General features: G+C 65.7%; 18 protein-coding genes and 1 pseudogene. 5 read left to right on the top strand and 14 right to left on the bottom strand.

Going from position 1 to position 22,482, the window contains the following annotated elements; translation table 11 throughout:
- The 3 genes and pseudogenes from AB4Y35_RS09115 to AB4Y35_RS09105 form a co-directional block, all read left to right on the top strand.
- Window positions 1-498 (top strand): hypothetical protein, encoded by a 498-nt coding sequence (locus AB4Y35_RS09115; protein WP_368704172.1) that lies wholly within the window; start codon window positions 1-3, stop codon window positions 496-498.
- On the top strand, window positions 495-2,711 hold the full coding sequence (locus AB4Y35_RS09110) for an ATP-dependent RecD-like DNA helicase (protein ID WP_368704171.1): 2,217 nt from the start codon (window positions 495-497) through the stop codon (window positions 2,709-2,711). Before AB4Y35_RS09115 ends, AB4Y35_RS09110 begins: the two co-directional genes overlap by 4 nt.
- A 450-nt stretch (window positions 2,712-3,161) precedes the next feature.
- Window positions 3,162-3,767, top strand: a pseudogene (locus tag AB4Y35_RS09105) (ATP-binding protein); the annotation flags it as partial.
- A gap of 421 nt (window positions 3,768-4,188) precedes the next feature.
- Here the strand turns inward: AB4Y35_RS09105 and AB4Y35_RS09100 are convergent.
- Window positions 4,189-4,737: a hypothetical protein gene (locus AB4Y35_RS09100; protein WP_368704170.1), complete on the bottom strand. Its 549-nt coding sequence runs from the start codon at window positions 4,735-4,737 to the stop codon at window positions 4,189-4,191.
- A gap of 197 nt (window positions 4,738-4,934) precedes the next feature.
- Between AB4Y35_RS09100 and AB4Y35_RS09095 the strand changes: the two genes are divergently transcribed.
- The gene (locus AB4Y35_RS09095; RefSeq protein WP_368692532.1) at window positions 4,935-5,468 is read left to right on the top strand and encodes a TlpA disulfide reductase family protein; all 534 of its coding nucleotides are present in this window, start codon (window positions 4,935-4,937) and stop codon (window positions 5,466-5,468) included.
- A 71-nt stretch (window positions 5,469-5,539) separates the two neighbouring features.
- Here the strand turns inward: AB4Y35_RS09095 and AB4Y35_RS09090 are convergent, their stop codons facing one another.
- From AB4Y35_RS09090 to AB4Y35_RS09045, 10 genes are all read right to left on the bottom strand, one after another.
- Window positions 5,540-6,889 carry a sigma-54-dependent transcriptional regulator gene (locus tag AB4Y35_RS09090; protein WP_368692531.1) on the bottom strand — a complete coding sequence of 450 codons (1,350 nt, stop codon included), beginning with the start codon at window positions 6,887-6,889 and terminating at the stop codon, window positions 5,540-5,542.
- Between the two features lie 84 nt (window positions 6,890-6,973).
- On the bottom strand, window positions 6,974-8,935 hold the full coding sequence (locus AB4Y35_RS09085) for an ATP-binding protein (RefSeq protein WP_368704636.1): 1,962 nt from the start codon (window positions 8,933-8,935) through the stop codon (window positions 6,974-6,976).
- A 170-nt stretch (window positions 8,936-9,105) separates the two neighbouring features.
- Window positions 9,106-10,392 carry a dicarboxylate/amino acid:cation symporter gene (locus tag AB4Y35_RS09080; protein ID WP_165979442.1) on the bottom strand — a complete coding sequence of 429 codons (1,287 nt, stop codon included), beginning with the start codon at window positions 10,390-10,392 and terminating at the stop codon, window positions 9,106-9,108.
- Between the two features lie 355 nt (window positions 10,393-10,747).
- The gene (locus AB4Y35_RS09075; protein WP_368704169.1) at window positions 10,748-11,779 is read right to left on the bottom strand and encodes a fimbrial protein; all 1,032 of its coding nucleotides are present in this window, start codon (window positions 11,777-11,779) and stop codon (window positions 10,748-10,750) included.
- A 39-nt stretch (window positions 11,780-11,818) separates the two neighbouring features.
- On the bottom strand, window positions 11,819-14,389 hold the full coding sequence (locus AB4Y35_RS09070; protein ID WP_368704168.1) for a fimbria/pilus outer membrane usher protein: 2,571 nt from the start codon (window positions 14,387-14,389) through the stop codon (window positions 11,819-11,821).
- A gap of 97 nt (window positions 14,390-14,486) precedes the next feature.
- A complete protein-coding gene (locus AB4Y35_RS09065) occupies window positions 14,487-15,266 on the bottom strand; it encodes a fimbria/pilus periplasmic chaperone (protein WP_368704167.1) in 780 nt (259 codons plus the stop codon).
- A gap of 76 nt (window positions 15,267-15,342) precedes the next feature.
- Complete coding sequence (locus AB4Y35_RS09060; protein WP_368704166.1) at window positions 15,343-15,894, bottom strand: fimbrial protein; 552 nt, start codon at window positions 15,892-15,894, stop codon at window positions 15,343-15,345.
- A gap of 377 nt (window positions 15,895-16,271) precedes the next feature.
- A complete protein-coding gene (gene lipA / locus AB4Y35_RS09055; protein ID WP_342949553.1) occupies window positions 16,272-17,273 on the bottom strand; it encodes a lipoyl synthase in 1,002 nt (333 codons plus the stop codon).
- A gap of 13 nt (window positions 17,274-17,286) precedes the next feature.
- Window positions 17,287-18,201: a lipoyl(octanoyl) transferase LipB gene (gene lipB, locus AB4Y35_RS09050; RefSeq protein WP_368704165.1), complete on the bottom strand. Its 915-nt coding sequence runs from the start codon at window positions 18,199-18,201 to the stop codon at window positions 17,287-17,289.
- 109 nt (window positions 18,202-18,310) lie between these two features.
- The gene (locus AB4Y35_RS09045; protein ID WP_158756803.1) at window positions 18,311-18,637 is read right to left on the bottom strand and encodes a DUF2917 domain-containing protein; all 327 of its coding nucleotides are present in this window, start codon (window positions 18,635-18,637) and stop codon (window positions 18,311-18,313) included.
- Window positions 18,638-18,738: 101 nt separating this feature from the next.
- Between AB4Y35_RS09045 and AB4Y35_RS09040 the strand changes: the two genes are divergently transcribed.
- The gene (locus AB4Y35_RS09040; RefSeq protein WP_368704164.1) at window positions 18,739-19,716 is read left to right on the top strand and encodes a transcriptional regulator GcvA; all 978 of its coding nucleotides are present in this window, start codon (window positions 18,739-18,741) and stop codon (window positions 19,714-19,716) included.
- A 76-nt stretch (window positions 19,717-19,792) separates the two neighbouring features.
- Here the strand turns inward: AB4Y35_RS09040 and AB4Y35_RS09035 are convergent, their stop codons facing one another.
- From AB4Y35_RS09035 to AB4Y35_RS09025, 3 genes are read right to left on the bottom strand one after another with little or no spacing between them, the layout of a single operon-like run.
- A complete protein-coding gene (locus AB4Y35_RS09035; RefSeq protein ID WP_368692523.1) occupies window positions 19,793-20,086 on the bottom strand; it encodes a DUF493 family protein in 294 nt (97 codons plus the stop codon).
- Window positions 20,083-21,048, bottom strand: coding sequence for a D-amino acid aminotransferase (locus AB4Y35_RS09030; RefSeq protein ID WP_368704163.1), 966 nt, complete (start codon window positions 21,046-21,048; stop codon window positions 20,083-20,085). Before AB4Y35_RS09030 ends, AB4Y35_RS09035 begins: the two co-directional genes overlap by 4 nt.
- Window positions 21,045-22,349 (bottom strand): D-alanyl-D-alanine carboxypeptidase family protein, encoded by a 1,305-nt coding sequence (locus AB4Y35_RS09025; protein ID WP_368704162.1) that lies wholly within the window; start codon window positions 22,347-22,349, stop codon window positions 21,045-21,047. Before AB4Y35_RS09025 ends, AB4Y35_RS09030 begins: the two co-directional genes overlap by 4 nt.
- Between the last annotated feature and the right edge of the window lie 133 nt (window positions 22,350-22,482).

Raw genomic sequence — 22,482 nt, 5'->3', positions numbered from 1 at the left:
ATGCCACGCCCCAGCGTCATTCCGCAGGTGCTCGGTCGACTTGAGGCGTATCTCAACGACCGCGAAATGGAGTACCTTGCCCAGCCCGATAGCTCGCGACAGCCAACACTTCCTGCGACTCCAGATGGAAAGGTCAATGTCCGTGCGATTGCACAAGCCATTGACTTGAAAACGACGCAGGAAAAATACCTCTACGAGCGCGCTGAGCTCACTCAAATCATTAACATGATGGCCGAAGGGCAAGGTCTCTTGCCCATCGGTTCTCGACTCACGCAGGAAGCCGGAGATGCCGCCCTCCGGCAACGCATGGTCCGACAGGCGAAGGACGCGAAGGCTTCGGCACAAGCGGCAGTTGAAGCCCAGGCAGTCCAGGCCGAACTGCTCGAGAAACTGAAGGACGCTGCGGCTGAAATCGAATCACTTCGAGCCGAGAATCTGCGCCTACGCGCTCAGGTAGACGCCATGCATGCTGGCATCTTCGTGAGGGTCGAGGAGTGAGCGAAAACATCGAATGCATCGTTGTTGTAGAGCGTGTGCTCTCGCAGATGGAGGGCGGCTGCATCTTTACAGCGCGCCGCGAGAATGGCGATATCGTCCGCGTGAAGTTCGCCGGCCGAGACACACAGCCTCTGGCGGGTGATGCGTTCACGGTGCAAGGGTTACTCTCGTCGTATCAAGACCGGTTCGGGAAGAGTGTCCCTCAGATAGACAGCAAACGGATGAAACGGGTCGTTGCTCAAGGGCATCTTCTCGGGCCGTGGCTTCAACGCATGCCGAACATTGGCCCCAGCCGTGCGCAGCGGCTCCTGGATGCATTCGGCCACGCGTTGCCTGATGTGCTGCGTGACGCCGCGCGCATGTCAGAAGTGACCGCAGTCATAGACACTGACCGACCTGCTCTTGCGTCGCGTATCACGGCGCAGCTCTACGCCGCAATGGCGATGGATATGGGCGCGGTCAATATCAGGCTCGCGGAAGTCGAATTCCTCACGTTTCTGGAGAAACTCGGCATCCGCGAATCTCGAGTCGCGAATCAGTTGTGGCGCTTCATGGCGGGAGCGGACGCAGTTAACCGATTGCATCGCAATCCCTACGTGTCTGCAAGCCTCATGGATTGGAAGCACGCCGACCGGGTCGGCCAACGCCTGTTGCGCTCTGTCGATTCGAACGCAGACCTCCATCGGCATCCGGCGCGCTTGACGGGGGCCTTCAGCAGCGTGTGGCGAGAGGTGCTGTCTGATGGCGATACAGCCGTGACCGAAGAAAGGCTGTTTGCTCTGCTTGAAGAGCGCGCTGTTGATGCGCAGGCGGCGCTACGCTACGCGGAAGACCAGGGGCTTCTTCGTCGTGCGGATACGTTGGTGCGGGTGCCTGGTGCGGCATGGTTGGAGGACCAGGTAACGGCTGCGCTAGCGGCTATGGAGCAGCGTGCACCGCTCGTGTCGATTCCTGAACTCGACGCGTTGGACAGTCTCGTACTTGATGCTGAATCGAAAGTCGGTTTGAGACTGACTGATGAGCAGCACGCGGCCGTCGTCAAGCTTCTTACGATGCCTGTGGCTGCGTTGCAAGGCGGAGCGGGTGTCGGCAAGACAACGGTGATGAAGGTGTTAGCCACCGCGTGGGAAGCTGTTGGTGGTGACGTTGTGATGGGAGCGTTGGCTGGCAAGGCCGCATTGACGCTCTCACGCGGCGCTTCGTCTCATCATCAACCTCGGCTGGCCTACACGATTGCGCGGCTGATAGGGATGCTCGAGCGACAGGGAGAACAGGAACGCACGGGTACGACAAAGAGGCCGGCTTCTGATATCTCGTTCACCGCAAATACCCTACTCGTCATTGACGAGGCGGGAATGATGGATACCCCCAACCTGCATAGATTGCTCCGCTTGCTGCCAGGTGGTGCTCGCATTCTCTTCGCTGGCGACCAGGGGCAGTTGCCGCCCGTTGGAATCGGCAAAGTCTTCCACGACGTTGTCAGCGAGGGCAGCCGCGTTGCTCGGCTGACCAAGGTGCTTCGGCAGGCGGAGGACAGTGCAATTCCGGCAATGTCTGCGCTGATACGAGAGGGGAAGACTCCGAGGATTGAACCATGGCGCGGCGAAAGCCGGGGCGTGTATCTCGTGCCAATAGCCGACCTTGATTTAGTCCAGACGCAATTGAGAGGTGACACCGAACTGATGGTTGTCGCTGCGACACGGGCGACCGTGTCGGACGTCAACGAAACTCAATCGCTCAAGATGCGCCACCTGGACACTCCGACTCGTCGACTCGGGCCTCTTGCTACGGTAGCGGTCGGTGACCCGGTGGTTACCACGGCGAACCGCTATCAGGATGGCCTATTCAATGGGCTGCTCGGAGTCGTTACATCAATAGACGGGCCGACCATCACCGTCTTGTGGGATGGGGAGGCCGAGGCGCGTGCGCTGCCTCGAGAAGCGGAGGGCGATATCGAGCTCGCTTACGCCATCACTTGCCACAAGGCCCAGGGTAGTTCCGCGAGCGTCGTCTTGGTCGTCGTTGAAAGGTCTGCGCTCGTCACGCGGGAATGGCTTTATACCGCGATTACCCGAGGGCGTGAGCTCGTGCTGCTTGCTGGCGACGTCGAAGGCATTGAGCAAGCCATCAGCAGGCGTACATCACGCATTACTGGATTTAGACTGCCGCCGCCAGGGCAAATCCAGTCACTAGAGTGCACAGAAGACGCGTGACGCCTTCGACGGGTCAATGGTCAGGGCAACGCCCTGACCCCGCACGGAAGCCGCAGCGGAGCACAGGCCGAAGGCCGAGCACCGAACGGGTGAGTACGGGGCTTGCCATTGATGCGTCAGGGGTAAAACAGGCTCGCCCTCGGGGCAGCCGAGTCAGGACCGCTAGGTCCTTACCCGGCTGCCTCGAGGGCCCTGCGGCCCGGCGGGAGCGCTCCCCTCGCCTTAGGCGAGGGGCGGGGGGGAGTGGCGTCTTTGCCTGTAACATCACTTCGTTCAGGTTGTGGCCAATCCCCGAAACCCAAAAAAGTACAGAAGATGCACTAGCCACAACCCGTAAATGTCGATACCCAAGAGAGTTGTGGCTTGCCTGTCACCACTAGCCGAACCTTGAAAGCCCATGTTTATGGGGTTTTGGGAGACTTGGCTAGTGTTCCGCCAACCATAAACGCTGATGAGTTGCCCGAGTTCGATCGCCACGTGCTAGAGACCCTGCGCGAACCACTCGAAGTGGGCGCGATCACGATTTCGCGCGCCGCCTGGCAGACCGACTTTCCGGCCGCGTGTCAGCTCGTCGCCGCGATGAATCCCTGCCCGTGCGGCTGGCGCGGCGACCCCGCCGGGCGCTGCCGCTGCACGCCCGAAAGCGCCGCGCGCTACTTGCGCAAGCTGTCGGGGCCGCTGCTGGACCGCATCGACATCCAGATCGAGATTCCGGCGCTGCCGCCCGCCGAACTGGCCGCCCGCGCGAGCTCGAACGCCGAACCGAGCGCCGCGATCGCCGCTCGCGTGCAAGCGGCGCGCGAACGCCAGCTGGCGCGCCAGGGTAAAACCAATCGCGCATTGACCGGCCGCGAAACCGACGCAGTCTGCCAGCCGGACGCCACCGGAGAAGCGCTGCTGCGCGAAGCGGGCGAGCGCTTCGGCTGGTCGGCGCGAGCGCACTACCGGGTGCTCAAGGTCGCGCGCACGATCGCCGATCTCGCGGGCGCCGCGATGCCCGAAGCCACGCACGTGGCGGAGGCCGTGCAGTACCGGCGTGTGTTTGCCGAGCGATAGCCATGCACAGCGCTTTTTTCGCGGGAAAACGCCGCCGCTTTGCGTTGCGGCGAATGTGAATAGCGCCAATAAGTCGAAGTCAAGACTTGACTTATGCACATTTCGTCGTGTTGACCCCGGTTCTGTGCATGGTTCGCATTACGCCGGGGCCACTTTGGTAACCCATTGATTCTTCTACCCTTCTGGATATACAGAAAAGCGGCCAAAACTAACAGAAAGCCCACAGGACGGCCCTTTCCGGCCAACGCGGCGCTGTTTTCCACAAAGTTACCCACAGGTCCTGTGGGTAACCAGTAAACCCTCAATCAAATCCGGTAATTAGCGTGTTTACCTGCAGCGCAACCTTCACTTCGTCGCGCAAACGCCCGCGGCTGCGTGAGCGAAACATGGCGGTGCGAGGCGTACTGCGGAGTCCCAAAACTCAGTACAGCTTGAAAGATCCGAAGAACTGGTCGATCTGCTCGACCGGCGGCTCGCTGCGCCCGACGATCGCCACCTGGTAGGCCCGCGCACCCTTGGCGACGAGCCGCGCGTGGATCGTGCGCGCTTCGCCGTTGGCGCCCGCCTTGCCGGCCATGCGCATCTCCACGCCCTCGATCGAGCCGCCCGTCGCAAGCGGCACCGCCACCGCGTGCGCCTCGGCCGGCGCGCCCACGTTGCGCGCGAGGCCCGCGCGCAGGAACTCGAGCGCCTTTTGCTGCGTCGCGGGCTGCGCGTCGGGCAGATCGAGCGTGCCGACCACGAACACGTCGCCGGCGACTTCGGCCGTCTGCACGCGCATGCGCATCGGCGTGCCGTTCACGTCGATACTGCGCTCGTCCTTGTCGGGCTTGGCCGGCAGATCGACCGTGTAGCCGCTCGCATCGTTCGAAATCGTGCGCCAGTCGTAAGTGGGCGAGCAGGCGGCCAGCGCGAACGCGGCGGCGAGTACGCCCAGCGTCGCCGCGCGGGCCGGAACGAAGGCGGCCATCGGCAGATGCAACGGGAGTCGGGCACGGCGAAGGATGTCCAGGACCATGGGGCGCGGTTCGTCACGGAAGTGAAAGGTGCGCGACATTATCCGTCGGCGCATACCCGGATGTTGTCTCGCAACCGCTATGCCGGGAAATTCGGCGCTACAATATTTGCGCTCAACACCCGCGTCCTTTGGCGCACGAGGCAAGGCTCATGACCGCTGCATCCCCGAATTCCTCGAACAAGCGTTCCGGCGCGCTCATGCGCATCGGCGCGGCGGTGGTCGTCGTCGCGATCGCCGTGGCCGGCTACTTCGCGTTCTTCGGCAGCCAGCAGCGCGTGCCCGACGCGACCTTCACGCTGCTGTCCGGCCAGAAGGTCTCCACGCACGACCTCAAGGGCAAGGTCTATCTCGTCAACTTCTGGGCGACGAGCTGCACCACCTGCATGGCGGAAATGCCGAAGATGGTCCAGACCTATAACCGCTTCAAGGGCGAAGGTCTCGAGTTCGTCGCGGTGGCGATGAACTACGACGCGCCGATGTACGTCGCCAACTACGCGCAGACGCGCCAGCTGCCGTTCAAGGTGGCAATGGACGATGGTTCGGCGGCAAAGCAGTTCGGCAACGTCCAGCTCACGCCGACCACCTTCGTGATCGGCCGCGACGGCAAGATCCTCAAGCGCTACGTGGGCGAGCCGCAGTTCGCCGAGCTCGACCAGTTGCTGCAGAAGGCGCTGGCGACCTGATACGCGATTCGCGTAGCCAATAAAAAAGCAGCGGATATCCCGCTGCTTTTTTTATGCCTCCTTGTGCCGCTTTACGCCTCGCCGCGCGCCACCAGCCCATAGCGGCGAATCTTCTCGTACAGCGTGGCCTTCGCCATCTGCAGCCGCTCGGCGGCCTGGGCGACCGCACCGTTGCTCTGCTGCAGGGCGTCGGCGATCAGCGCGCGCTCGTACTGCTCCACGCGCTCCTTGAGCGGCAACGCGTCGTCCTCGCCGGCCGCCGCGCCGGCCGTCAGATCGTCGGGAATCCCGAGGACCCGCCGGTCCGCCGCATTGCGCAGCTCGCGCACGTTGCCCGGCCAGTCGCGCTGCGCGAGCCGCATGCGGTCGCGCTCGGTGAGCAGCGGCGCGGGACGCTGGTAGCGCACCGCCGCGTCGAGCAGGAAGTGTTCGAAGAGCGGCACGATGTCCTCGCGGCGCTCGGCCAGCGGCGGCAGCGCGATCGTCACGACGTTCAGCCGGTACAGCAGGTCGCGCCGGAAGGTCCCCGCCGCGACGTGCTCGCTCATGTCGCCCTTGGCCGCCGCGACCACGCGCAAGTCGGCGCGCACCGGCTGGTTCGAGCCGAGGCGCTCCAGCACGCCGTCCTGCAGCACGCGCAGCAGCTTCACCTGTAGCGAGAGCGGCATGCTCTCGATCTCGTCGAGAAAGAGCGTGCCGCCGCTCGCGTGCTCGAGCTTGCCGATCCGGCGCTTGGCTGCGCCCGTGAACGCGCCCGCCTCGTAGCCGAACATCTCCGATTCGAACATCGGCTCGGGCAGCGCGCCGCAGTTCACGGCGACGAACGGTTTGTCGTGGCGCGGCGAAAGCTCGTGCAGGCTGCGCGCGATCAGCTCTTTGCCCGCGCCGGTGTCGCCGTTGATGATCACCGAGGCGTCCGTCGGCGCGACGTTCGCGATGAGCTTGCGCACCTGTTCGATCGCCGGGCTCTTGCCGATGATGCGCGGCGCGAGCGTGTCATGCCCCGCCAGTTCGCGGCGCAGCGCGAGGTTTTCGAGCACGAGCAGGCGCCGCTCCAGCGCGCGCCGCACCGTTTCGATGAGGCGCTCGGAGGCGAACGGCTTCTCGATGAAGTCGTAGGCGCCGTCGCGCATGGCCTGCACGGCCATCGAGATATCGCCGTGGCCCGTCACGAGGATGATCGGCACCTCGGGCGCGCGCTCGTGGCATTGCGCGAGCAGATCGAGCCCGCTCATGCCCGGCAGGCGGATGTCGCTCACCACGACGCCCGCGAAGTCGGCATCGACGAGCGGCAGCGCGCCTTCCGCGTTGGCGAAACCGGCGGCGTCGAAGCCCGCGAGCTGCAGGCTTTGCACGCCTGCGCGGCGCACGAGTTCGTCATCCTCTACGTAGAGCACCCGGCCGGGCGTGGTGTTCACCATGTTCGTTCGCCATCCTGATTCAAAAGCCAGCCACACAACCCAGCGTCACAACCCAGCGTCACAACCCAGCGTCACAACCCAGCGTCACAACCCGGCGGCACGCGCCGCGCTCGCAGCATCCGCACGCGCGCGGCGCAACGTCAGCACGAAGCGTGCGCCGCCCTCCGGCACGTTGCTCGCCGTGAGCGAGCCGCCGCAGTCGCGTGCGATCGACGAGGAAATCGCGAGTCCGAGGCCAAGCCCCTGCCCCATTTCCTTCGTCGTGAAAAACGGCTCGAAGAGGCGCGGCAGCACCTCTTCGGGAATGCCCGGCCCATTGTCGCTCACCGCGATGGCGAGCGTCGCGGCGCTCGCCTGCACGTCGATCGCGATGCGCGGCGACGGCAGGCCCGCCACGGCGTCGAGCGCATTGCCGAGCACGTTGATGAGCACCTGCTCGAGCCGCAGGTCGTCGCTCTGCGCGCTCAGGTCCGGGTACTCGGCGTCCACATCGAGCGGCACGGTCGGTGCGCCGTCTTCCGTTAGCGTGAGGTCCACGCGCACGCCGTCGAGCCGCTTGCCGAGCAGTGCGAGCGAGTTGCGCAGCGCCCGGGCAACCGGTGCGCGAGCGCTCCTGGGCCGCGCGCGCCCGACGAACAGCTTGAGCTGATTGACGATCTTGCCCATGCGCTCGGTGAGCGAGCCGATCGCCTCGAGGTTTTCGGTCGCCGCCGCGTACTGGCCGCGCTCCAGAAACACGCGCGTGTTGTCCGAGAAGCTGCGCAGCGCCGCGAGCGGCTGGTTCAGCTCGTGCGTGATGCCCGCCGCCATCTGGCCGAGCGCGGCGAGCTTGCTCGCCTGAATCAGCTCGTCCTGGGTCGCGCGCAGTTCCGCCTCGGCGCGCGTGCGCTCCGCCACCTCGCGCTGCAGGCGCTCGTTGGCCTGCGAGAGGTCGGCGGTGCGCTCGGCCACGCGTTCGTTGAGCATCGCGTAGGCCTTTTGCAGCATCGCGCGGCTGCGCATCACTTCCCTCACGCGGGCGCGCCGCATGCGCCAGTAGAAGCCGAACAGACACAGCGAAACGTAGCCGAAGCCCGTCATGATGGTCGCGTTGCGCGAGGCTTCGAGCACAGGGTCGATCGACGACATGGTGACGAGATGCCAGTCGGGCTCGCCGAGCGAGCGGCGCGTTTCCAGGTAGCGCGGCGCGCGGATGCCCGCGCCCATGCGCACGATGTCGGCGCCGCCCTGCAATACGCGTTCGACGCTCGTCGGCAGCGGCGCGATCGGCTCGCTCGCATACTGGCGCGTGGCGTCGATCGAGGCCACCACGGCCGGCGGCAGCGGGCGCACCGTGCGGTACTTCCACGCGGGCACCGAGGAGAGAAAGATCACGCCGTGGTCGTCGGTGACGAGCAGCGGCTCCGAGGCATCGGTGCCCGGAAACCATTCGAGATTGAGCTTCACCACGGCCACGCCGACGATCTTGCCGTCGCGCCGCACGGGCTGCGACACGTAGTAGCCCGGATCGTGCGAGATCGTGCCGATGCCGAAGAAGCGCCCCACGCGGCCGTTCATCGCGTCGATGAAATACGGCCGGAAGCGGTAATCCGCGCCCACGAAGCTATCTGGGTCGCGCCAGTTGCTGGCCGCGATGCTCATACCGTCGGCGCGGATGATGTAGGTCGTCGTGGCGCGCGCGTGGCGGTTCACGTCTTCGAGATAGCGGTTGGCGGCGGCCACCCACTCGGGTCGCTGTTCGACCAGCACGTCCTGCACGAGCGGATGCTCGCCGACGATATAGGGCAGCGAGTCGTAGCGCTCCAGCGTGCTCTTGAGCGAAGCCGCGGTGCGGTCGCCGCGCACGGCGGCGTTGCGGCGCAGCGCGTCGATGCCGGCCTGCCACGTGAGCGCCCATGTCAGCGCGCAGACCGCGACGAGGCCGGCTGCGAGCGCGAAGAGGATGATGAGGCGGCGCGTCACGTGAGCGGCTTCCAGACGGTCGAGGGGATGAGGGAGATTGTGGCACACGGCCGCGCCGGGGCGTCCGGGTCGGACGGCGCGCATCGTGCCCACCCAGCCAGACTGCGGCCAGGTCAGACGGGAAAACAAAAACGGACGGCGCTCGCGCAGGGGAAACGCTTGCGCCGCCCAGCGGCCATCGCCGCGAAACATCGGGAGAACAGACATCGGCGGGCGGCGCGCCTTGCGGCTTGCGCGCGCCCGCCCGGCGCGCCTTATGCGCCTGCGCTTTCCTTCATTTCTTCGACCTCGCCGGAGAGCACGGCGCGCAGCTTGTTGCGGTCCAGCTCCTTCTCCCATGCCGAGACCACGACCGTCGCCACGCCGTTGCCGACGATGTTGGTCAGCGCACGGCACTCGCTCATGAAGCGGTCGATGCCGAGGATCAGCACCATGCCCGAGAGCGGAATGGTCGGCACCACGGCGAGCGTGGCCGCCAGCGTGATGAAGCCCGCGCCGGTCACGCCGCTCGCGCCCTTCGAGGTGAGCATCGTCACCGCGAGCAGCGTGAGCTGCTGCGTCCACGTGAGGTCGGTGTTGGTCGCCTGGGCGATGAAGAGCACCGCCATCGTCATGTAGATGTTGGTGCCGTCGAGGTTGAACGAGTAGCCGGTCGGCACCACGAGGCCGACGACCGAGCGCGAGCAGCCAAGGCGTTCGAGCTTCTGCATCAGCTGCGGCAGCGCCGATTCCGACGAGCTCGTGCCGAGCACGATCAGCAGCTCTTCCTTGATGTAGGAAACGAAGCGGATGATCGAGAAGCCCGTGAAGCGGGCGATCGCGCCGAGCACGACGAGCACGAACACGATCGACGTAAGGTAGAACGTGCCGATGAGCTTGAGCATCGGGATCAGCGAGCCCACGCCGTACTTGCCGATGGTGAACGCCATCGCGCCGAACGCTCCGATCGGGGCGAGCTTCGTGACGATCTTCACGACGCCGAACAGCACGCCCGAGATGCTGTCGATGAACTCGGTCACCACGCGGCCGCGCTCGCCCAGTTGCGTGAGCACGGCGCCGAACAGCAGCGCGATCAGCAGGATCTGGAGGATTTCGCCCTGCGCGAACGCCGAGGTGATCGTGTCCGGAATGATGTGCATCAGGAAGTCGACGCTGCTCTGGCCATGGGCCTTTTCGGCGAAGCTGGCCACGGCCTTGGCGTCGAGCGAATGGACGTCGACGTTGAAGCCCGCACCCGGCTTCAGCACGTGCGTGGCGATCAGGCCGAGCACGAGCGCGAAGGTCGAGACGATCTCGAAGTAGAGCAGCGCCTTGCCGCCCACGCGGCCCACCTTCTTCATGTCCTCCATGCCGGCGATGCCGGTCACGACGGTACAGAAGATGATCGGCCCGATCACCATCTTGATGAGCTTGATGAAGGCGTCGCCGAACGGCTTCATGTCGATGCCGATCGCGGGCCAGTAATGACCGAGGATCACGCCGATGACGATCGCCACGATCACCTGGACGTAGAGGACTTTGTGGAGAGGTTTCTTCACGATGGTTCCTGCAAATGAGTTAAGCCAATGGCCGAACGAAGCGAGTTCGGGCCGCGACAGGTCGAAACTGGGGATCAGCGAAACCGGAAGATGGGATCGGACATCGGCTGTCTCCTGTCGACGGGACTTGGCGCTTTAGCGCTTAGTCCCGTCCCATGCAACGCATAGATTTTTTTTGTCGCGGCCTGGGTGGCCGCGCGTTCTTAATTGCAAGGAGAATGCCAGCTAGCGCAATCTCTCACGCCATTGATTTATAAGGACTTTTATCCAGCGGACAAAGGCGCGAATCTGGTTTTCCAGAATCGCGCCCTTTGGATGTTTGGATTTCCAGAAATGCCAAAGCCCATGGCGAATCGCGTCACTGGTAGTCGAACGTGAAGACGAGCGCGCTGGACACGGGCCCCGGCGTCACCGGCGTGGCCGTGCGGTAATAGCGTGCGTAGAAGTCGTATTGCGTCTGCTGGCTAGCCGCGATAGAGCCCATGCCCACGCGCTGCTGGAGCGGCACCGGATTGAAGCTGCGATCGAGGATCTGCACGCCGACGCCGGCGGCCTGTCCTGGCCCACCCTGAATCCCGAGTACCCCGGCTGCCGGCGTTTGCACCGCGTATCCCGGCGCGGCGTCCATCGTGATGCCGACTACCGCGTTGTCGTCGCACCTCAGGCCAATCGAGAAATGCGTCGATCCGGCGCTCGCGCCCACGACGCCGAGCGTGCCGACGCTGACGGCCGGCAGGGCCACGGCGGCCGGGTAGTTCACGTTGCACGTGAGCGTGTTCAACACGATGATGCCCGACGGATGCAGCGCGGACTGCGCGTTGTTGTAGTTGAGCACGTAGCCAGTGTTATATACGCCGAACTGCCACTCCGCGAGCGCGGGGGTGAAGTCGGCGTTCGCCGGGATCGTCCCCGCGACCCTGACCAGCTGGAACGTCCCTGAAAAGCTGAATGCCCCGCCGGCCTGGATCGTTGAAATCTGGTCGTAGCACTTCTGGCTCGTGCCGCCGCTGATCGGCGTGCCCGAACCGTCCAGCAATTGCATGCCAATACCTGCTACGCCGGTCGAGTACAGACCAGGCGAGATTTCCTGCGACCCGCCGTCGGACGTACAGGCGACGATCGTGCTGCCGACCTCCACCGTGTTTGGAGACGCGCCATTGCGCTTGCCCAGTTCGCACGTACCGCTGATCGTGAAGGTCCTCGCGCTGCCGGGAATGACGGCCCCAACCGGCAAGCTGGTGGCGATCTTCAGGCTCGATCCGTACGGCAGATTGATCGGCAGCGACGGGGACGTGCACGATGCGTGAGCCGGGCCGCAAAACAAGCCGAGGCCAAACGCCAGCAAGGCCGCCACCCTGACGAGCCATCCCACGAGTTTCACACGTCTCATTGCACTCTCCTGTGTGTCCGAACGCAACCGCGCCCGTGTTCAGTCGCAAACCGAATCGATCGATGTCCATGCCGTGTCTTGCGAGCGATCCGCCGCCGGCAACCGGTATTTCATGCGGCACGCCTGCGCGCCGCCCTCGCCCCAGCTCACCTGAAGCTCGCCTTCGATATCCTGGAGCCCGCGCACGACAGCCCGGCCGCCCTGCGCGACCGTGCCGACGTCTTTGCCGGCCGCATCGACGATGCGCGCGCCGAACGGCAGCGGCTGGCCATCCTGGCCCTTCGCGCGGATCACCGCCGCGCGGCCCGGGTTGTCGGTCTCGAACGCCACGTGCACGACCGCGCCGGCCGTTGGGGCGACGTGCTGCGACGTCGACTTCAGCTCGACACTGACCGGCAGTCCCTTCGGGTCGATTTCGAGCTCGTTGCTCGAGAACGGCGTGAGATTAGAAACGAGCGCATGACCGAAGCGGTCCACGCGCAGGCCGTTTTGCGTGGCGATGCGCGCGCCGGCCGCGTCCTTCGCCTCGACGATCGCCATCGTCTGGCCCATCGTCGGTGTGAGCGCGACGCCGCCGCGCCAGGCCACGACGCCGCCCGCGAGCCCGCCGCCCACCTGCCGATAGCCGCTGTTCAGGGCCGCGCTCGCGTTGAGCGTGGCGAGCGGCGCAATCCAGGTCGCGTTCACGCCTGCGCCGGTGGTGCTGGCCACGTCGCCCCCGCCGGTGTGGTTGACGTTGACGCCATACGAGAACGCGTTGTCCGCGCCGAGCGTGCCCGAGACGTTCTCCTGCACGCTCACCCGCGCGAGCGTGTCGTGCTGAACGCTCGTCGTCGAGTACGGCGCATGCGCGCCGATGCCGAGCGGCACAGACACCGTCGCCATCACGCGGTTGTCCCAACGCTGGGAAGTGAGCGCGTACTGGCGCGAGGCCGATACGCCGTAGTTCACGCGCCGGAAGGTGTTGTTGTAGCCGGCCTGGAACTGCGTGTCGGTGCCGCCGCGGTTCCAGTAGTCGCGCATCGTGCCGCTCAGATAAAACTGGCCCCAGCCGGCCGGCAGCGCCTGGTTCAGCGTCATCTGGAAGCTGTTGCGCTGCAGCCCGCCGTCGTACATCGCGAGCCCGGCCATGCCGCTCGTGCGCAGGCGCATCGCGTCCTGCAGGCTCAGATAGCCGCTGCTCGAATAGCGGTACGCAGCGACCGTGATGTTCGTATTGGTCGGCACGACGAGCTCGCTGTACGACAGTCGCAGGCTCTGGCCGCTGCGCGAGGGCTGGCCGCCCGGCAGGGCGGTGTTCGCCTGTGTGAGGTCGAAGGCGAAGGCGCCGAGCGGCGTGTTCAGCGCCGCGCCCACCACGGCAGCCAGATAGCCTTGCGCAACGGTCGCGCCGCCGTAGCCCGTCAGCGCGTTCGTAAAGCCGTGCTGGACCGTGGCCTGCGCAAGCGGCGGCTTGCTGTCCACGAGCGCGTCGCGGTATTCGCCCGCCGTCACGGAAAAGCGCGTGATGCCGGGCCGCACCGCGAACGGCGCGGCGGCGTACGGCACCGCCGAGACGCTTTGTGTGCCGTCCGCCTCGGTCACCACCACCTGCAGGTTGCCGCCGTAGCCCGTCGGATACAGGTCGTCGATCATGAACGGCCCCGGCGCCACGTTCGTCTCGTACAGCACGTTGCCGTTCTGCGTCACGCGCACGACGGCGTTGCTGCGTGCGATGCCGTGGATCGTCGGCGCGTAGCCGCGCTGCGATTCGGGGTACATGCGGTCGTCGGTGGCGAGCTGGACGCCGCGAAAGCCGACACTGTCGAACATCGTGCCGTCCGTGAACGCATCGCCGATCGTCAGCTGGCTCCTGAGCGGCGTGATCGCGCGCTGCAGGTTCGTCTGGATCGACTGATAGTGCGTGCCATTGCCCGTCGACGTGGTCAGGCTGCCACTGTGACGAAAGCGCCACGGGCCGAGGTTCAGACCCGCCGTCAGGCCGAGATAGCCTTGCGTCGATGCATAGCCGTTCGCCTCCGAGTGATACGCGTTCGCGTTGTACTGCAGCAGCGCAGCGGGGATGCCGTCGTCCCAGTACTTCGGCTCGACGTAGCCGCGTGCGCGGCGGCTCAGCGCGGCCTGCGGCACGCTGACGTCGAGCCGCTGCTCGCCGTTATCGAACGATGCCGTCGCGTCCGGCACGAGCGACGGCAGCGCCACGCATGCGCTGGCGCCGGGCGCGAGCGCTTCGGCGGCGGCCGGCAACTTTGCGAAGTCGAGGCCAATGCGCTCGAGCAGTTCGCGATTGAAACACGGCACGACGCCATCGGCCGTTTCCTTGAGCGTCACCCTCGCGCGGCCCATCCATGTCTCGTTGACATAGAGGTCGGCACGATACTCGCCCGGCACCGCCACGTTGCCCTTGTCGAAGCGCGCCACGTCGATGGCCGGACCGACCTGCTGCAGGAACGCCTCGTTGAACTCCACCTGCGCGACCTGCGTGCCTTGCGTGCCCTGCGTACCCTGGGCCGATGCACAGCCGGCCGCCGCGGCGAACGCGAGCAGCGCGAGCGAGTGCAGCGGCGTCGGCGCGAACGTCGCAAAGCCACGGTAGAAGTTGCATGACATGGGCATGGTCCCTGGGTTCGGACAAGCCGATCCCCTGCCGCGCGGGCGCGGCATGATCGGGCGTGCATTCGAGGAGCGGCGCGCGTGCGCCGGATGACTACTGCGGCAACGCGGGCGCGGCGCCGGGCTGCAGCGGCGCTTCGGTATCGACCGGACCGCCGTAGTCGTTGAGCGAGCGGAATCTGACCTTCGCGTCCGGCGCCGCAGAGGCCGCGCCTTTCAGGACGAAGCGCTGCGTTTTGCCGGGCGCGACCATCTCGCCGTCGGAGGCCTGGGCGGTGCCCGCAGCGCTCTTCAGCGTCACCTCGGTGATCGAGACGTGGTAGGCGCTCGGGTTGCGTGCGATCAGCACCGCTTGCCCGTGGTCGCTCGCCAGTTGCCAGACGAGCTGCGAGGGCGCCTGGTCGGCGCGGCCAGGCAACCCGCCCGGACGGTAGAACAGCTTGATGCGCGAGTGAAACGCCAGTTGCAGGCGATTCGAGGCGGCCAGTTCACCCGTGGGCTTGGGCGGGATTTCGAGAACGTTGAGCCAGAACACCGACTCGCGGTCCTGCGCGAGCGGCTCGCCGGTAAAGATGATGCGCAGCGTCTGCCCTTTGCCAGGATCGATACGCGCGACCGGCGGCGTGATCGTGAACGGCACGTCGCCGACGCCGCTCGGCGCGGAGCGCGCATCGCCGCTGTCGGCCCACACCTGCACGAGGGCCGGTTGCGCGCCGACATTGCTCATCTTGAGCGTAACTTCGGGGTCCTTTTGGTTGTAAACGACACGGGTGCCGGCGATGACGACCGCCGCGTCGACGCGCGCCGCGCCAAAGAGCGCGACTGCGGCAAGACATGCTGCGGGAAGCAGCCGGAATGCGGATCGGACCTTCATGACTGGACCTTCGGACTGAAAACAGGCAAACCCGGCGCTGCAAGTCGGCGAACCTCGGCGCCGGCTTGCGAGGCCGTTACTCGTACGACATGGTGTACATCACGCTCGAATTCGCCGCGCCGGGCGTTGCGCCGCCCAGCGAGACGTATTGCGCGTAGTAGTTGAGCGTTGCCGAGCCACTGTTGATGCTGACCGACTGCGACTTCTGCGTACCATCTGGCTGGCCGAGCACGATATCGCTGAAGTCGGCGTTCTGCAGGCCGATCTCGACCTTGGTCGCGCCGCCGGCGTCGAGCGCGAGGTGGCCCGTTACCGGATCGATGGTCGGACCCGATTCGAAGAACGTGTGGACGGAGCCGCTGTCGGGCGTGCAACCCGTCAGGGCGATGTTGAACGGCGTTCGGCCCGCGGTTGAACCCACCGAAGCCAGCGTCGTTGCCGAGACGGTCGGCAGGCCGACGGTGAAGTTCGCGCTGCCGGTGCCGTTGCCGTTGATCGTGCAGGTCTGCGCGGTCACTTCCCCGGTGAAGGTGATCTGGCCGTCGGCAACCGTGTCGGCGGCGAACGCACCGTGTGCGCTCAATGCGAGAACGGCGACGCCGACGGCAGTCATGCTCTTTGCTTTCATAAAGTCACTCCAGGCTATTTCAATTGCGGCGGCGGCAACCAGTCATTGACTCCGGGACTGCCTTTATTATTCGTCATGCTAATCAATTAGACAGAATCGCTTGCGCCCGCCACCCATCCTCTTCGGACAACGCTTATTCTGGATGCTAGATGGCAGTGAATCTCTAGGACGTTTCCGAATAAGGTCTTTGCGTCCGAATTGAATTGTGAAATATGCCTAAATAACAGCAGCAAACAGGTTGCCCAGGGTGCATGTCAGGCGAACCGGCACGGCACGAGAGGGTGGACGCAAGGCGAACGCGCACGGCTGTGCGAAAAAGAAAAAGCCCGCTCAGCGGGCTTTTTTTTGTTGCGGGCGTACAGGCGGCGCGAGGCTCGTCAGACCACCCCTGCCCCATGCGCCTGCAGGTCGGCGTGATAGCTCGAACGCACCATCGCGCCAACGGCCGCGTGCGTGAAGCCCATCTTGTACGCCTCTTCCTCGTACATCTTGAAGGTGTCGGGATGCACGTACGAACGCACCGGCAGGTGGTGCTCCGAGGGCTGCAGGTACTGGCCGATCGTCAGCATGTCGACGTCGTGCGCGCGCAGGTCGCGCATCACCTGAAGAATTTCCTCTTCGGTTTCGCCGAGCCCCACCATCAGGCCCGACTTCGTCGCGACTTCGGGATGCAGCGCCTTGAAGTCCTTCAGCAGCTTGAGCGAGTGCGCGTAGTCCGAACCCGGGCGCGCTTCCTTGTAGAGGCGCGGCACCGTTTCGAGATTGTGGTTCATCACATCCGGCGGCGCGGCGTTGAGGATCTGCAGCGCGCGATCCAGACGGCCGCGGAAGTCCGGCGTGAGAATCTCGATGCGCGTTTCGGGCGACTGCTCGCGCACCTGGCGGATGCACTCCACGAAGTGGCCGGCGCCGCCGTCACGCAGGTCGTCGCGGTCCACGCTCGTGATCACGACGTACTTGAGCTTGAGCGCGCCGATGGTGCGCGCGAGGTTGGCCGGTTCGTCCGGATCGAGCGGATCGGGGCGGCCGTGGCCCACGTCGCAGAACGGGCAGCGGCGCGTGCACTTGTCGCCCATGATCATGAACGTCGCGGTGCCCTTGCCGAAGCATTCGCCGATGTTCGGGCAGCTCGCTTCCTCGCACACCGTGTGCAGGTTGTGCTCGCGCAGGATGTTCTTGATTTCGTAGAAGCGCGAGTTGCCCGTGGCCGCCTTCACGCGGATCCACTCGGGCTTCTTGAGCTTCTCGATGGGAATGACCTTGATCGGAATGCGCGAGGTCTTGGCCTGCGCCTTCTGTTTTGCGGTGGCGTCGTAGGCAACGGCGTCGGCGCTCGTGCCAGCGGAGTTTGCGGCGGGGTTCGCGGTTACGTCAGTCATGCTTTCGATCCAGTCAGGCCGCCGGTGCGACGTCAGCCTGCGGTTGCGGCGGTTGCCCGCCTGATATGGCCGCTTCGGCCGGGTCCATCGCGGCCGCGTAAGCGGCCGCTTCCTTTTCAGCCGCCTCTGCGGCCGGGTTCATCCCGGCCGCTTCGGCTGAAGGGTCTGTGGCAGCCGCTTCGGCTACCGTCGGAAGTATTGCTGCGTGCACCGTGAGGTGCGCCTCGAGCCGCGCCGCCAGCGTGCCGGCTACGTCGCGCCAGTTCGCCTGAACGCCGAGCGTGGCCATATCGACGGTTTCGAGACCTGCGTATCCACACGGATTGATCGCGAGAAATGGGCTCAGATCCATCGACACGTTCAGGCTCACGCCGTGATAGCTGCAGCCGTTGCGGATCTTCAGGCCGAGCGCGGCGACCTTGGCGCCCACATGCAAAGCGCTCGCGCCGCTGGCGCCTTCTGGCACGTAAATGCCGGGCGCGCCGGCCTTGCGCTCGCCCGCGAGATTATACGCCGCCAGTGTTTCGATCACGGCGTCCTCGATGAGCATGACGAGCTCGCGCACCATCAGCTTGCGGCGCCGCAGGTCGAGCAGCAGGTAGGCCACCACCTGGCCCGGCCCGTGATACGTGATCTGCCCGCCGCGATCGATCTGTACGAGCGGGATGCCGCTGTTCGCCACCAGCAGATGCTCGGGCTTGCCGGCCTGGCCAAGCGTGAACACGGGCGGATGCTCGACGAGCCAGATTTCGTCGGGCGTGTGGGCGTCACGGGCGGCCGTGAACTCGCGCATGGCGTCGAAGCTTGCTTGATAAGCCTCGTTGCCGCGCCAGCGCACGACGATGGGCGAACTTGCCGTTTGAGACGCGACCGCGGCCGCGTCGGGGTCGGAAGGAATTTGCGAGGGTGAAACCGGGGTGGCGCACATGATTTCGGGAGTTTACCGAATTCGGGACGAGCGCGCCGGGCATGCTGCGGATAACGGCGGCGATGGGTGGGCTCCCATCGCCGCCGTTCTTGAATGACGGGCCGTCAGGTCAAACCGTGCGCCAGCCGTCGCCGATGTGAACGCCTGCGCGCTGTGCGGCGCGCGCGGCCAGGTCGACCACGCGCTCACTGAGGCGCGCCGGCGCCGCGAAGCCCACCCACGCAGCCGCGCCGCCTTCCGCGCCGATCCACAGGCGCTCGCCGCGCCGCAGCCGCAGCGTGTGGCCGGGCTCGAGCCAGTAGTCGGCGGTGTCGTCGCTGCGCGTGACCCAGACAGTGCCGCACTTGACGGTCAGCCGCGTGCTGCGCGTGACGCGCACCGAGGCCGTTTGGTCGGCCGCCACTTCAAACGTGATATCCGAAGAAATTTCTCTCATTTCCGACTCCGAATGACCTGCTCCGATAGCTACAATCGTAGACACCATAAGGGATCGAGCAAAACGATCAATTTTCACGGCTATGTGAGAAAAAATACGATATGGATCTGCGTCAGCTACCCGCGCTGAATGCGCTCAAGGCCTTCGAAGCCGCCGCCCGCCACGAGAGCTTCTCGCGCGCCGCCGACGAACTCTTCGTCACGCACGGCGCCGTGAGCCACCAGATCCGCGCGCTCGAAGCGGAACTCGGCGTGGCGCTCTTCGCCCGCGACGGCAAACGCGTGCGCGTGACCGACACCGGCCGCCGCTACGCCGGCCAGGTGCGCGACGCGCTCAACCAGCTCGCGCACGCCACCCAGGAGATCCGCGCCGGCGACCGCGACCGGCGGCTCGTGGTTTCGATGCTGTCGTCGTTCGCGGCGCGCTGGGTCACGCCGCGCATCGGCCGCTTCATCGAGGCGCATCCGCAGTGGGACGTCGAACTGCAATCGACGAATTCGCTCACCGACTTCGCGCGCGACGACGTCGATGTCGCCATCCGCTTCGGCTACGGGCACTATCCGGGGCTGCATGCCGAGTTGCTGCTCGACGAAATCTTCTTTCCCGCCTGCTCGCCCGATTTCAACGGCGGCAATCTGCCCACCGACCCGCGCGAACTCGCGAAGCTGCCGCTGCTGCGCTCGGACGACGAACTCTGGCGGCCGTGGTTCGACGCCGCAGGCCTCCAGGACATGCCGGAACCGAAGCGCGGCGTGCTCTACCAGGATTCGTCGAACCTGCTTCAGGCGGCCATGGACGGCCAGGGCATCGCGCTCGTGCGCCGCTCGCTCGCCATGCACGAGATCACGCTCGGGCGCCTCGTGCGCCTTTTCAAGGACATCGACGGTCCGAGCCCGTGGCGCTACTACTTCATCTGCCCGCCGCAACGCATGCAGACCGAGCGCGTGCAGGCGTTTCGCGACTGGGTGTTCGACGAGGTCGCGCGCTTTCGGCGGCTCTACGAGGACGCGTGCGAAGCCGGTCCGCTGATGACGGCGGCCGCCGCGGCGCAGCGCGCGCGCGTGGGCGACATGCCCTGACGACCCACTGGGTGGGCGCCGGATGCAAAAAGGGCCGCACGTTGCGGCCCTTTTCATGCGAACGCCTTCTGCCCGCTTACAGCACGATCTTCACCATCGGGTGCCCGGTGAGGGCCCGATAGATGTCGTCGAGATGCGCCTGGCTCGTGGCGCGCACCGTCACGGTGAGGCCCGTGTAGTTGCCGCCGCTCGACGGACGCGTCTCGATGGTCGTGGCGTCGAAACCGCCGTCGAATTCGCGCAGCACCGTCACGATGGTGTCCTGGAATTCCGGATGCGTCTTGCCCATCACCTTGATCGGGAAGTCGCAGGGGAATTCGATCAGCGATTCTTTCGCTGCGGGGTGGTTTGCCTGTTGTGTCACGTTCATTTCTCCACTTCCTGTAGCTCGGCGGCTGATGCGCGCCATGCCTGCGCCTCGCGCTGCTTCGCGCGCTGGTACGCCGCGTGAAGCGCCGCGTAGACCGGGCCCGGCTTGCCGCCGCCTACCGGCTTGCCGTCGAGCGCGACGACCGCCAGCACTTCCTTGGTTGCCGAGGTCACGAGAATCTCGTCCGCCTCGCGCAGTTCGGCTTCGGCGATCTCGCGCGCTTCGAAGCGCACGCCGCATTCCCCGGCCAGCTCCTCGATCAGGCCGTAGCGAATGCCTTCGAGAATGCGGTTGCTGCGCGGCGGCGCAAAGAGCGCGCCGCCCTTCACGATCCACACGTTCGACGACGACGCTTCGGTGAGCCAGCCGTCGCGCAGCTGGATCGTTTCGAACGCGTCGTTTTCCGCCGCGTGCTGCGCCATCAGCACGTTGCCGAGCAGCGAGGTCGACTTGATGTCGCAATTCAGCCAGCGCTTGTCTTCGGCGGTCACACAGCGCACGCCGTGCTCGCGCTGCGCAGCGCCCGGCAGCTTGAGCGGATTGACCATTGCGAACACGGTGGGCGTGGCCGCCGCCGGGAAGGCGTGGCCGCGCGGCGCCACGCCGCGCGTCACCTGCACGTAGATGTTGGCGTGCGCATCGCGCGCGAGCGCGCCCGCCGCTTCGTTCGCCTCGATCAGACGCGCGACGAGTGCGCGCCAGCCCGCTTCGTCGAACGGGTTCGCAATGCCGACCTTCTCGAGCGAGCGCTTCAGACGCGCCAGATGCTGTGCGATGCGAAACGGCACGCGCACCGTGCCTTCATCATCGGCGAGCGCATAGACGGGCACGACTTCGTAAATGCCGTCGCCGAAGATGAAGCCGCGATCGAGCACGGGAATGCGTGCTTCGGCAAGCGGCGTGATCTCGCCGTTGAGCCAGACGAGCGGCTCGCCCGCCTGGGTCGCTGAAGCAGACGTCATGACTTCTTCTTGTTGACCATGAGCATGAGCGAATCCCACACGCGGCCCACGACACCGGCCTGCGGCACGGCTTCGAGCGCGACGAGCGGAACCTGCGCGAGCACCTTGCCGTCCGCGCCCACGAACTTCGCCGAGCCGACCTGCTGGCCGACCGCGAGCGGCGCGATCAGCGGGCCGGTGAGTTCGACCTGCGGCTTGGCCTTGTCGGCGGCGCCCTTGGGCAGCGTGACGAACTGATCCTTCTGCACGCCGACCTTCACGGCGTCGAGCGTGCCCTTGTAGACGCGCGGCGTCGCCACGGCCTGGTTCGCCTGATAGATGCGCGTGGTGTCGTACGCGCTATAGCCGTAGTTCAGCATCTTCAGGCTGTCCTGCACGCGGTCGTGTTCCTTCGGCTCGCCCATCATCACCGAAACGAGACGGCGGGAGGCGCCGCCCGCGATCGGACGCTTGGCCGATGCGATCAGGCAGTAACCCGCAGCTTCGGTGTGGCCGGTCTTCAGACCGTCGACGGTCGGGTCGATCCACAGCAGGCGGTTGCGGTTCGGCTGCTTGATGTTGTTGTACTTGAATTCCTTGACCGAGAAGATTTCGTAGTACTCGGGATAGTCGCGGATCAGGCGCGCGGAGAGCCTGGCGAGGTCGCCGGCCGTCGTGTAGTGATTCGGGTCGGGCATGCCGTTCACGTCGGCGAAATGCGTGTGCGTCATGCCGAGCTTTTGCGCCTCGGCGTTCATCATGTTGGTGAAGTTCGCTTCGCTGCCGCCCACGAGTTCGGCGAGCGCGATGGCCGCGTCGTTGCCCGACTGCACGATCATGCCGTACACGAGGTCATGCACCGAGACCGGCTTGTTCGCTTCGATGAACATGCGCGACTCGTCGTTCTTCACGCGGCGCACGGCTTCGCTCGGCTCGATGATCTGGTCCATCGAGATCTTCTTCGTCTGCAGCGCCTCGAACACGAGGTACGCGGTCATGAGCTTTGTGAGCGATGCGGGCTCGACGCGCTCATCGGCGTTGCCGGAGGCGAGCACCTGGTTCGCCGTTGCATCGACGAGCACCCACGAGCGCGCGTTCACCGCGGGCGGCGGCAGGCCGCCAAGCACCTGGTCTGCGGCCGCGCCGGCAGACACCTGCGCCTGCGGCTGTGCCTGCACTTTCGCGCCGGCGGGTGCGGGCGTGCGGGCAAACGCGCTCGCGCTCACGAGGAGCGTGGCGGGCAGCAGCGCTGCGAGCGTGACATTGCGAACGACGGAGGAAGGAACGAAAGAAGACGGTTGGCCGGAGGAGAGAAAACGCATAGGTTCAGGTCGGGCTGAATTGGGACGGGATGAACGTAGCGCGCCATGCGGCGCACGGTCGGTGAAAGCCGGAATGCGGGTGCCGTGCATGCGCCGGTCGCGGCGCAGCAAACACAAAATTGGCGAACATTAT

It is taken from the genome of Paraburkholderia sp. EG286A, from assembly GCF_040965375.1.
GTDB lineage: Bacteria > Pseudomonadota > Gammaproteobacteria > Burkholderiales > Burkholderiaceae > Paraburkholderia.
The sequence above is the reverse complement of the archived record's forward strand: the minus strand, read 5'-3'. Positions and strand labels throughout refer to the sequence as shown.

What these genes read in the sequence shown, in the direction of transcription:
- AB4Y35_RS09115 (WP_368704172.1), top strand. Translation starts at nt 1, where the DNA reads ATGCCACGCCCCAGCGTCATTCCGCAGGTGCTCGGTCGACTTGAGGCG.
- AB4Y35_RS09100 (WP_368704170.1), bottom strand. Translation starts at nt 4,737, where the DNA reads ATGGCCGCCTTCGTTCCGGCCCGCGCGGCGACGCTGGGCGTACTCGCC.
- AB4Y35_RS09095 (WP_368692532.1), top strand. Translation starts at nt 4,935, where the DNA reads ATGACCGCTGCATCCCCGAATTCCTCGAACAAGCGTTCCGGCGCGCTC.
- AB4Y35_RS09090 (WP_368692531.1), bottom strand. Translation starts at nt 6,889, where the DNA reads ATGGTGAACACCACGCCCGGCCGGGTGCTCTACGTAGAGGATGACGAA.
- AB4Y35_RS09085 (WP_368704636.1), bottom strand. Translation starts at nt 8,935, where the DNA reads ATGCGCGCCGTCCGACCCGGACGCCCCGGCGCGGCCGTGTGCCACAAT.
- AB4Y35_RS09075 (WP_368704169.1), bottom strand. Translation starts at nt 11,779, where the DNA reads ATGAGACGTGTGAAACTCGTGGGATGGCTCGTCAGGGTGGCGGCCTTG.
- AB4Y35_RS09070 (WP_368704168.1), bottom strand. Translation starts at nt 14,389, where the DNA reads ATGTCATGCAACTTCTACCGTGGCTTTGCGACGTTCGCGCCGACGCCG.
- AB4Y35_RS09065 (WP_368704167.1), bottom strand. Translation starts at nt 15,266, where the DNA reads ATGAAGGTCCGATCCGCATTCCGGCTGCTTCCCGCAGCATGTCTTGCC.
- AB4Y35_RS09060 (WP_368704166.1), bottom strand. Translation starts at nt 15,894, where the DNA reads ATGAAAGCAAAGAGCATGACTGCCGTCGGCGTCGCCGTTCTCGCATTG.
- lipA (WP_342949553.1), bottom strand. Translation starts at nt 17,273, where the DNA reads ATGACTGACGTAACCGCGAACCCCGCCGCAAACTCCGCTGGCACGAGC.
- lipB (WP_368704165.1), bottom strand. Translation starts at nt 18,201, where the DNA reads ATGTGCGCCACCCCGGTTTCACCCTCGCAAATTCCTTCCGACCCCGAC.
- AB4Y35_RS09045 (WP_158756803.1), bottom strand. Translation starts at nt 18,637, where the DNA reads ATGAGAGAAATTTCTTCGGATATCACGTTTGAAGTGGCGGCCGACCAA.
- AB4Y35_RS09040 (WP_368704164.1), top strand. Translation starts at nt 18,739, where the DNA reads ATGGATCTGCGTCAGCTACCCGCGCTGAATGCGCTCAAGGCCTTCGAA.
- AB4Y35_RS09035 (WP_368692523.1), bottom strand. Translation starts at nt 20,086, where the DNA reads ATGAACGTGACACAACAGGCAAACCACCCCGCAGCGAAAGAATCGCTG.
- AB4Y35_RS09030 (WP_368704163.1), bottom strand. Translation starts at nt 21,048, where the DNA reads ATGACGTCTGCTTCAGCGACCCAGGCGGGCGAGCCGCTCGTCTGGCTC.
- AB4Y35_RS09025 (WP_368704162.1), bottom strand. Translation starts at nt 22,349, where the DNA reads ATGCGTTTTCTCTCCTCCGGCCAACCGTCTTCTTTCGTTCCTTCCTCC.